Here is a 7238-nt window from a genome sequence, read left to right on the forward strand (position 1 = left end):
GACCCTTATGAAAAAATATGATATCAAAACCACGGATGCAGAATCTCTGAAGAAGTGGTACTACCTGATGACTTTGGGACGCGCGCTTGACGAGAAAGCGCCCGCCTATCTATTGCAATCTCTGGGATGGTCCTATCATGCCCCTTATGCCGGGCATGATGGCATACAACTGGCTATGGGACAAGTCTTCACCCGAGGAGAAGATTTCCTGTTCCCTTATTACCGGGATATGCTGACCGTTCTTTCTGCCGGTATGACGGTAGAAGAACTTATCTTGAACGGCATCTCCAAAGCTACCGATCCGGGCAGCGGCGGACGCCACATGTCCAATCACTTCGCCAAACCTGAATGGCATATAGAAAATATCTCCTCGGCAACGGGTACGCATGATCTGCATGCTGCCGGTGTGGCACGTGCCATGGTTTATTACGGCCATAAAGGAGTGGTGATAACTTCACACGGCGAATCGGCTGCTTCGGAAGGATTTGTCTATGAGGCGGTCAACGGGGCGAGCCTTGAACGCCTGCCGGTTATTTTTGTGTGGCAGGATAACGGCTATGGCATTTCCGTCCCCAAAAAAGACCAGACGGCAGCCAGGAAAGTGGCTGATAATTTCTCCGGTTTCAAGAATCTGAAAATAATACATTGTAATGGAAAAGATGTGTTCGATTCCATGAATGCTATGGCCGAGGCGCGTGAATATGCTCTGTTGAACCGTAATCCGGTGATTGTACAGGCGAACTGTGTACGTATCGGTTCACACTCCAATTCGGACAAGCATACCTTGTACCGTGATGAAGGCGAATTGGCTTATGTAAAAGAGGCGGATCCGTTGATGAAGTTCCGCAGAATGTTGTTGCGTTATAAGCGGCTGACGGAGGAGGAACTGAAAGAAATCGAAGAACGGGCCAGGAAGGAGCTTACGGCAGCTAACCGGAAAGCGCTTGCGGCGCCCGATCCTGATCCGAAGACCATATTCGATTATGTATTGCCCGAACCGTACGAGCCGGAAAAGTATAAAGACGGGGTGCATCCTGAAGCCGGAGGCGAGAAAAAGTTTCTTGTAAATGCTATTAATGATACGCTGAAAGCGGAATTCCGTCATAATCCCGATACTTTTATTTGGGGACAGGATGTTGCCAATAAGGATAAGGGCGGCGTGTTCAACGTGACGAAAGGCATGCAGCAGGAGTTTGGTGAATCGCGTGTGTTCAGTGCTCCTATAGCTGAAGACTATATTGTAGGTACGGCGAATGGCATGAGCCGTTTCGATCCTAAAATCCGTGTCGTGATAGAGGGGGCGGAATTTGCCGATTATTTTTGGCCTGCCGTTGAACAGTATGTGGAATGTACACATGAATATTGGCGCAGTAACGGGAAGTTTGTGCCGAACGTAACGCTACGCCTTGCTTCCGGTGGCTACATCGGTGGCGGTCTTTACCATTCGCAGAATATAGAGGGGGCTTTGGCTACGTTGCCGGGTGCACGGATCGTATGTCCTTCTTTTGCAGACGATGCGGCAGGATTGCTGCGTACCAGTATCCGTTCCCGTGGATTTACTTTGTTCCTTGAACCTAAGGCTTTATACAATTCCGTTGAGGCTGCTTCAGTGGTTCCCGAAGATTTCGAGGTGCCGTTCGGAAAGGCACGTGTCCGCCGCGAGGGTTCAGACCTTAGTGTCATTACTTACGGAAACACCACCCATTTCTGTCTGGACGTAGCCGCACGGTTGGAGAAAGAAGGGGGATGGAACGTGGAAGTCATTGACATCCGTTCGCTGATACCGTTGGATAAGGAGACGATATACGAATCGGTGAAAAAGACGGGCAAGGCTTTGGTGGTGCACGAAGATAAGGTTTTTGCCGGTTTTGGCGGTGAGATAGCTGCCGGCATAGGTTCCGACTTGTTCCGCTATCTGGATGCACCGGTTCAGCGGGTCGGCTCTACTTTTACTCCGGTTGGCTTTCATCCTGTATTGGAGCGTGCCATTTTGCCGGATACGGATAAAATTTATGAAGCAGCGAAGAAACTGCTGGAATTCTAACTTAAAGGAAGGAAATGAAAGATATGAAGAAAATAGGATTATTTTATGTAGCCAATGCTGTAAAGACCTCCCGGGTGGCGCGGAAAATCCGTGAGGCGTTAGGGGAGGATAACGTGGATATTGTTCCTGTAGAGAAGGCGTGGAGCGATGACTTCAAATCGTACCACAACTTGGTTGTAGGTGTTTCCACCTGGTTTGACGGAGAGTTGCCTACTTATTGGGACGAGCTGGTTCCCGAGCTGGAAACTCTCGACTTGAAAGGAAAGAGAGTGGCCCTGTTTGGTCTGGGCGACCAGGCGAACTATCCCGATAATTTTGTGGATGGACTGGGTATTCTTGGTGAGGCTTTCGAGAAGGCCGGTGCCACCCTTGTCGGTTATACTTCTGCACAGGGCTATACGTTTAATCATTCCAGAGCCTTGCGTGACGATAAATGGTGCGGCTTGGTCATTGATATGGAGAACCAGCCAAAACTGACGGATAAACGCATCAGGGAATGGTGCGGACAGTTGGAGAGAGAACTGCTGTAACAAGTAGTGACGGATGATTGGTGGTTTGCCGGTATCGCCGTTTTGCGGTACCCGATAGGCAAATCACTGGTCATCACTCGCTTCTTCTCTCTCTCCTTTGGCATATTGGCTTGGATTGACCTTGAAATGCTTTTTGAATACTTCCCGGAAATATTTGCTGTCGCAGAAACCTGTCATTTCCGCAATTTCTGTAATGGAGTGCTGCCCTTCTTTCAGTAATTGCGCGGCTTGTTCTAGCCGGATAAACCGGATATAATCTGACGGGGCCTGGTCGGTCAAAGCTTTCAGCTTGTTATAAAAACTGGTACGGCTCATGCCCATCAGCGAACACAGGACATCTACGGTAAGCTCCTGATTGCTCATGTTCCCTTCTACATGCCTTTTTATCTCTGAGATAAATTTCCAGTCAAGGCTGTTGTAATTATTGGCGGCAGGAGCGGACTCATCCGTAGCCAGTTCGATACTTGTATATTTGCTGCGTAGCAAAGCTCTGTTCGCCAATAGATTGGCAATGCTCGCTTTTAGAATGTTCAGGCTGAAAGGCTTGACGATATATTCGTCTGCTCCTATCTGTAGTCCTTCAAGGATGTGCTTTTCATCGGCCAATGCGGTGAGCAGCAATACCGGAATATGGGATGTCTCCATGTCGTTCTTGATGGCACTGCATAATTCGTCACCTCCCATCTCGGGCATCATGATATCGGAAAGAATTAATTCCGGCCAGAATTCCTTTACCAGGACAAGAGCCTCTTTGCCGTTACTGCAAACCTGTACATTGTAGGTACTTGATAGGCATTGGAGCAGGTAGGCGCGAAGTTCATCGTTGTCTTCTACGATCAGAATTTTTTGCAGGTTACCGTTGGAGGCTGCCGGGGTTTCACTTAGCTTTAACGGGGCGCTGAAGACATTGGTACTATCGGAAGGCCTTTTTTCCGGATTTGCCAGAGCTGATTTCCGGAAATGACCGTTGCCTTTCGGAAAACTCATCCGGATGGTTGTACCTTGGTGTTCGGCACTTTCTATATTGATTTTGCCGTTATGCAGGTGTACCAGCTTCCGTACCAGCATCAGGCCTATGCCGCTGCCTGTTATTTTGGAATTGATGGCATTGCTGCCTCGGAAATGCAGTTTGAACAGCTTTTTTTGTTCCCGCACGGGGACTCCGATTCCTGTGTCTCTGACTTCTATCTTCCAATTGTCTTTTGTTTCATGTACCAGAATGGCTACACTGCCATTTTCGGGAGTATATTTTAAAGCGTTGGAGATGACGTTTTTCAGGATAGAGTCCATCTTTTCCTTGTCGAACCAGGCCTCCAGATAGCTGAAGTTGCTTTCGTAGGTGAAAGTGATGTGTTTGGTTTCGGCATACGTTTGGAAGGTATGGTAGATTTCCCTTACGTATGTATTCAGTTCACGCTCGGATATACATAACTTGGAAGAATAGACGTTGGCCCTTTCAAAGTTGATCAGGTTACTGGTCAGCTGCAGCAGGGCATTTACATTTCTCAGTGCAATGTTCATGCTGTTTGTTTCTTTGTCGTCCAGCTTCTTGTTTTCGATCAGCTCCTCCAAAGGTGCCTTTATGAGGGTAAGCGGAGTGCGGATATCATGGGCGGTGTTGATGAAGAAACGGGTCTTCTCATCGGATATTTTCTTTTGTTTGTTTAGGGCCAGTATCCGGTAGCCGATGCCCGACAACAAGGTTGCCAATAGAATATAGCATATAATGGCCCATGTACTGGCCCATAGGGGAGAGGCGATGTTGACTTTGATATTTCGTTCTTCGAGAGAACGGTATGGCTCTGCCTTGGAGATGGCGCGTATGTGCAGGGTGTATTTACCGGAAGGCAGATTGGTCAGACGCAGCAGGTTTTCCTCACCCAACCGGTTCCATCTGTCATAAAAACCTTCCAGTCTCCAAAGGTAGGCGACATTATCCGGAGAATCGTAATTGATGGAAGAAATTTTGATGGAAAATGAGTTCTGATTATATTTCAGGTCCAGTTTGTCCGTCTCGTTGATAACCTTTTTCAATGGGGAGTTCTTGTCTCCCGGATAGACGGGCTGATAGGAGATGTGGAGTTCGGTAAATATCATTGGAGCATAGATATAATCCGGAAATTTAGAATTCTCTGGAAATTCAACGGCACCGTCCGTACTTCCGAAGACAAAGCCTTTGTCCTTTTGTAAAGTTCCGGCGGAGGCATTGAAGAAGGCCGACATCAGTCCTTGTTCTTTGGTCCAGTTCCGGAATGTTTTGCTTTCCACTGAAAAGCAACTGATGCCATTCTCCGTACTCATCATGATCGAGCCGTTTCTTCTGGGAAGGATCGTATAAATGTTGTTTGAAACCAGCGCGGAGTTTTCCGCATGATAGTTTTCAAAAGTATGGTTCCGGATATCGAAGACTACCAATCCGGAGCCATTGGTGCCGATATATAATAATCCGTTCCTGTCTTGGTAGAGCGTATTGATGTAACCGGACTCCACTTGCAGTTCTATAGGGTAATATTTGCCGGAGTTTCTGTCCAGGAGATATAGTCCGCCGGAGGTACCGATCCACATGTGGACACTGTCTTTTTCTGCAATGGCGGTAACGGTACTTACTCCGGGATAGAGTTGCACTTCGTTGCTGGCCAGGTCAAAACATTTCAGATTATAATAGCCTCCGGACCAGACATAACCTTGGGAGTCCTTTATTATGTCACGGATGTATTTGTCGGGACGCATGTTGGCCGGTGTGAGAAGATAAGGGGAAAAGTATTCTACCGACAGGGCCTTTTTGTTTATCTTGTATATGCCCGAGGTGTATCCGCCTGCCCAGATAACACCGGGTGATACCTCACAGAGGGTGATGAAGATATGGTTTTTATCTTTTAGCTCTTGGTCGAAGGAACTTAAAAATGAATGCCATTGGCCGGTTTTCGATTTGTAGAGGCTGATGCCGTTGCTGGTACCGAACCATAGGTCGCCTTCGCTGTCTTCCATAACGGCATGTACCTGGTCATTGACCAAAGATTGCCTGTTGCCTATAGAGTGTTTTATCCAGTTGTAATTCTTATAACGGTTGTCTATGATAGTCACCCCCATGGGATAGTTGGCCAACCATATCCGTTTTTCGTTATCAATATAAATATCGTTGATATTGTTGCCGTTCATCTCATTGTAGTTCTCATAGGTAGATGTGATATATGGTTCCGATTGGCAGGTTGCTATATCCATTTTGTGCACTCCCATTCCTTCGGTCGCAATCAGCAGCTCGGTAGCATTGAGAGGGATGATTTTGGCAATATTTACATCGCTCAGATCCATGTTTGAATGAATGATTTTGTCATGGCGCATATCGTAAGCAAATATACCTTTCTCGAAAGTACCGATAAACAGGCGTTGGGTTGGTTGATGAAAGTGCAGTTCACTGATTTGCGCCTGGATATTGTCGAGCTTCTTGATGGGGATGATTTCCAATGACCGGTTTCCTAATTTAACGTAGCGGATGCCTTTTTCCGTGGCTATGAAAAAGTGATTGTCATCGGCCTGTTCAATGTCCGTGATGTTGCTTTTAAGGATATTGGGCAGCAGCAAGGCTTGCTTGTTTACGGTATTGTATAAGGTAATGGAGTATCTGGTACACAGCCATATATTATCTTGCCGGTCCTTGTGGCTATAGCTGACACTGACCGGTATTTTGGGTAGTTTATAGATATTGATGAAATGGTCGTACTTGGAATTATACTGGAAGATACGTCCGCTTTTGCCGGCTGCCCATAATTCACCGTTTTTGCCTATGTATAGCCATCCGAGGCGTATCGGAGAGTTCAATCTGGTATCTTCATCTCCGGTAAGTCTGTAATGCTTTATTTCCTTTCCGTTGTAACGGTCCATACCCTCGTTGGTGAGAAACCACATGTAACCCGTAGAGTCTTTTTTTATACTGAAAATTCTTCGGTTACTTAGTCCATCTTCTACACCTATATATTTATAAGTTTGCGCGGTGGATATAAAAGTCAAATAAAACAAGAAATATACAATACTTACAATGAACCTCATACAAAGTTGTGTTATAAAGCATATATAACATGTCACATGTTATAATAGTTTACAAAATAAGCAAAAAAGATTGAGGCGTGCAAAGAAAAAGCCTGCTTTTGTAGAGCAGGCTTATGCGCTTTGGGAAGAAGTAGTGTTAATTCAAGAATGCTTTGGCAGCTTCTGCGCAACGTTCTCCGTCTATGCCGGCGGAGACAATTCCTCCTGCATATCCGGCTCCTTCTCCACAAGGAAACAGCCCTTTGATACGGACGTGTTGCAGGGTTTCCTTGTCTCTGATGATGCGTACGGGCGCTGATGTGCGTGTTTCAACTCCAATCAGTATTGCTTCATTTGTCAGGAAGCCGTGGCTGTATTTGCCGAATTGCTGAAATCCCTTGCTCAGCCTGTCTGCAATAAAGGCCGGCATCCAGAAGTGTAGCGGGGAAGATACCAGTCCCGGAGCGTACGAGCTTTCGGGCAGGTCGTAACTCAATTTCTTTCTGGTAAAATCCGCCATGCGCTGTGCCGGTGCGGTTTGTTTCATGTTGCCTTGTTGCCAGCACAAACGTTCCAAATGTTCCTGGAAGTACATCATCCTTAATTCTTCATTCAAGAAAGGTTCTTCATTCAAGAAA

At 46.6% G+C, this 7238-nt stretch carries 4 protein-coding genes; 2 read left to right on the forward strand and 2 right to left on the reverse strand.

Features of this window, described 5'->3' with window-relative positions; translation table 11 throughout:
* Positions 1 to 7 precede the first annotated feature (7 nt).
* Both HMPREF9446_RS06135 and HMPREF9446_RS06140 read left to right on the forward strand, forming a co-directional pair.
* Positions 8 to 2044: an alpha-ketoacid dehydrogenase subunit alpha/beta gene (locus tag HMPREF9446_RS06135; RefSeq protein WP_009124601.1), complete on the forward strand. Its 2037-nt coding sequence runs from the start codon at positions 8 to 10 to the stop codon at positions 2042 to 2044.
* A 23-nt stretch (positions 2045 to 2067) separates the two neighbouring features.
* Positions 2068 to 2574 (forward strand): flavodoxin, encoded by a 507-nt coding sequence (locus tag HMPREF9446_RS06140; RefSeq protein WP_039968724.1) that lies wholly within the window; start codon positions 2068 to 2070, stop codon positions 2572 to 2574.
* A gap of 63 nt (positions 2575 to 2637) precedes the next feature.
* Here HMPREF9446_RS06140 and HMPREF9446_RS06145 read toward each other — a convergent pair whose 3' ends face one another.
* Together HMPREF9446_RS06145 and HMPREF9446_RS19055 are read right to left on the reverse strand one after the other, a co-directional pair.
* Positions 2638 to 6621 carry a hybrid sensor histidine kinase/response regulator transcription factor gene (locus HMPREF9446_RS06145; RefSeq protein WP_009124603.1) on the reverse strand — a complete coding sequence of 1328 codons (3984 nt, stop codon included), beginning with the start codon at positions 6619 to 6621 and terminating at the stop codon, positions 2638 to 2640.
* 136 nt (positions 6622 to 6757) lie between these two features.
* The coding region (locus HMPREF9446_RS19055) for an FAD-dependent protein (RefSeq protein WP_009124604.1) at positions 6758 to 7238 on the reverse strand (481 nt) is incomplete at its 5' end.

Source organism: Bacteroides fluxus YIT 12057, assembly GCF_000195635.1.
Taxonomy (GTDB): Bacteria; Bacteroidota; Bacteroidia; order Bacteroidales; family Bacteroidaceae; genus Bacteroides; species Bacteroides fluxus.

Coding starts and splice junctions, on each gene's coding strand:
- HMPREF9446_RS06135 (WP_009124601.1), top strand. CDS start 8: ATGAAAAAATATGATATCAAAACCACGGATGCAGAATCTCTGAAGAAG.
- HMPREF9446_RS06145 (WP_009124603.1), bottom strand. CDS start 6,621: ATGAGGTTCATTGTAAGTATTGTATATTTCTTGTTTTATTTGACTTTT.
- HMPREF9446_RS06140 (WP_039968724.1), top strand. CDS start 2,068: ATGAAGAAAATAGGATTATTTTATGTAGCCAATGCTGTAAAGACCTCC.